Here is a 2639-nt window from a genome sequence, read left to right on the forward strand (position 1 = left end):
ACATATTTCGATGTATTGAATTTTATGAGGATTTCCGAACTTTTTGATGAAAACTACACAACTTGTTATGAAAAAGAGAATCGAGATTTTAAGGTAAAACTTTTCTGCATCGATCCATCTAAACTGCTAAACGGAGCACTTGAAAGATGTTCATCTGCAATTTTCTTCTCTGCAACAATGACCCCTTTTGATTATTTTAAGGATATTCTGGGATGTTCGGAATTTGTTGATTTTTTGAAATTACCATCTCCATTCACGGCAGAAAATCTGCAGGTTTTTAATGCCTATAAAATTTCAACCAGATACAAACACCGACAGCAAACCAGAGAGAAAATAGCGTCATTGATCACCGAATTTATTCAACAGAAAAAAGGAAATTATCTTGTTTTCTTCCCATCTTATGAATATCTAAAAATGGTTTATAAAAATTTTTCTCAATTAGTTGAGATAGATATGATCAGGCAATCACCTGCAATGACAGAAGTTGAGAGGAGTGATTTCCTGAAAAAATTTGATCATGAGAATGTCAGAACTTTAGTTGGATTTGCGGTTTTAGGAGGAATTTTCGGAGAAGGCATCGATCTGGTCGGAGAAAGACTGGACGGAGCAGTTATAGTTGGCGTCGGACTTCCTAAAATCTCTTTCGAACGACATCTGATCAGGCAATATTTTGATGAATATGAGAAAGGATTTGAGTATGCTTATATTTATCCGGGAATGACAAAAGTCCTGCAGGCAGCAGGAAGAGTGATCAGAACTGAAAACGATAAAGGCTCGATTTTGCTGATCGGTGACAGATTTATGAACTATCAGTATAAGTCCCTTTTACCTGAATATTGGAATCCAATAAAGATCGATAATATGAACTATTTTTATGACTAAAATGCATTGTTTTGCGTTTTAGTCAAGACTTTTCTGCAATTGCTTGCGTTTTGGTCAAATATTAAATCGTTAATTCCAATAAAAAATTCTCTGCTTTTCTGATCGGGATTTCACCACTCATTTTCTCTTTTCTCAAATAGCGTACTACCTGCACCCCGGGAATCTTGAAATGTTCATTGAAATAATGCAGATGGCGACTGACATTACTTGCAGAAAGTTTTGTTTCAACGATCAATTTTGCTTCCTCATTTTCAATCAGGCAAAAATCGATTTCACGACCTTCTTTTGTCCGCAAATAATGTAATCGAGTTAATAAACCTTTTGTATTCTGTCTATAGGACCAATGTTTAAGTAATGATACAGCCATGAAATTTTCAAATTTCACACCTTCGTCTCCCCGCACAAGTCCTGTATCGAAAAAATACAGTTTTGGTTCTTTCTGCAGGGAACGGGCAATATTTCGAGCAAAAGGAGTTATCCTGAAAACGATGTACAAGGCTTCCAAGATCCTGATATATTTTTTTACTGAATTGGGAGAAACTCCAATATCTTCGGACAAGCTTCTGTAAGAGATTGGACTTCCGACTCTTGATCGTAGCATTTCAAAAAGTAGTTGAATTGCTCGCATATCCTGAATTCTTTCAAAATCGAGAATGTCGTACCTGATCAGGCTTTCGGTATACTGAATTCTCCATCGATTTGCATCATCTGAAGTTTCTGCTAATAATGGTTCAGGAAATCCTCCCCGTTCGATCAAGTGATCAAGTGTAAAATTCTTACTTTTGGAAGATTCTTTATACGAGAACGGCAAAAGATGATGAAGGAAATATCGTCCGGCTAAAGAATCTCCACTCTGACGGTGAATGTCCATGCGAGCACTTCCAGTGACAAGAATCTGGAAATTCTCTGATTTCGTGTCATAAACACCTTTCAAGAAGTTTTTCCATTTTTTCATTTTGTGAATCTCGTCCAAAATAAGCAGATCAACGGTAGGTAACCAGTTTTCATTATGGATTATTTTCCGATCTTCCAAATGGTCGTAATTTAAGTAAAGAGGATTGGAGAAGTCTTTGGCGATTTCGTTTGCTAACCAGGTTTTCCCGACCTGTCGCGGTCCGACAATAAAAACCATTTTTTTTGAAAGGTCTTTTTTAATGATAGATTTCTGTATTCTTTTCATACGACCAAAATGAAAAGGTTTGCTTAATAGTCAAGACTTTTCTGCATTTGCTTGCATTTTGGTCGGATTAAAATATTTCTATACCAGCATCCCATCCAAACTTTTTTAGATCAATCTTCCCCTTCTCATTAAAAAAAATTCCTTCTGCTTCCAGGATCGCTCGTTGTTCATCGTATCCCTGCGAACTTTCCGGGAAACTGATCATTCCTTTGCTGTTGATAACACGCTGCCAGGGAATATTTTCATCTTTAACAGAATGCATGGCATAACCGGCAACTCTTGGTGAACAATCTGCTATCTTTGCAATTTGTCCGTAAGTTGAAACTTTTCCTTTAGGAATTTTTCTCACAATTTCATAGATTTTTTTATAGAGGTCTGTTTTCTTTTCGCTCAAAATACTTCACTTTTAAGACAATCCCATCTTAAAATTAAAATTCAAAGAAGGTTGTTCTGCTGTTGAGGTCTGATATTTTTTCAGAATTCTATGAAAAGTATTTTTTGAAACCCTTGTCTGAGAAAAATCAAGTAGAAAACTTCGAAAACCTTTCTGATATATCCTGCTCTTAAAATGCAGAAG

3 protein-coding genes are annotated in these 2639 nt (G+C 36.0%); 1 reads left to right on the forward strand and 2 read right to left on the reverse strand.

Going from position 1 to position 2639, the window contains the following annotated elements; translation table 11 throughout:
• Positions 1 to 882, forward strand: an 882-nt coding sequence (locus ENL20_12395) for an ATP-dependent DNA helicase (protein ID HHE39352.1), incomplete at its 5' end; no start/stop codon positions are given.
• Between the two features lie 61 nt (positions 883 to 943).
• Here the strand turns inward: ENL20_12395 and ENL20_12400 are convergent.
• Together ENL20_12400 and ENL20_12405 are read right to left on the reverse strand one after the other, a co-directional pair.
• Positions 944 to 2062: an ATP-binding protein gene (locus ENL20_12400; GenBank protein HHE39353.1), complete on the reverse strand. Its 1119-nt coding sequence runs from the start codon at positions 2060 to 2062 to the stop codon at positions 944 to 946.
• Positions 2063 to 2129: 67 nt separating this feature from the next.
• Entirely contained in the window at positions 2130 to 2456 is a 327-nt protein-coding gene (locus ENL20_12405) for a cysteine methyltransferase (GenBank protein ID HHE39354.1), read from the reverse strand.
• Between the last annotated feature and the right edge of the window lie 183 nt (positions 2457 to 2639).

This window comes from Candidatus Cloacimonadota bacterium (assembly GCA_011372345.1).
Lineage (GTDB): Bacteria > Cloacimonadota > Cloacimonadia > Cloacimonadales > TCS61 > DRTC01.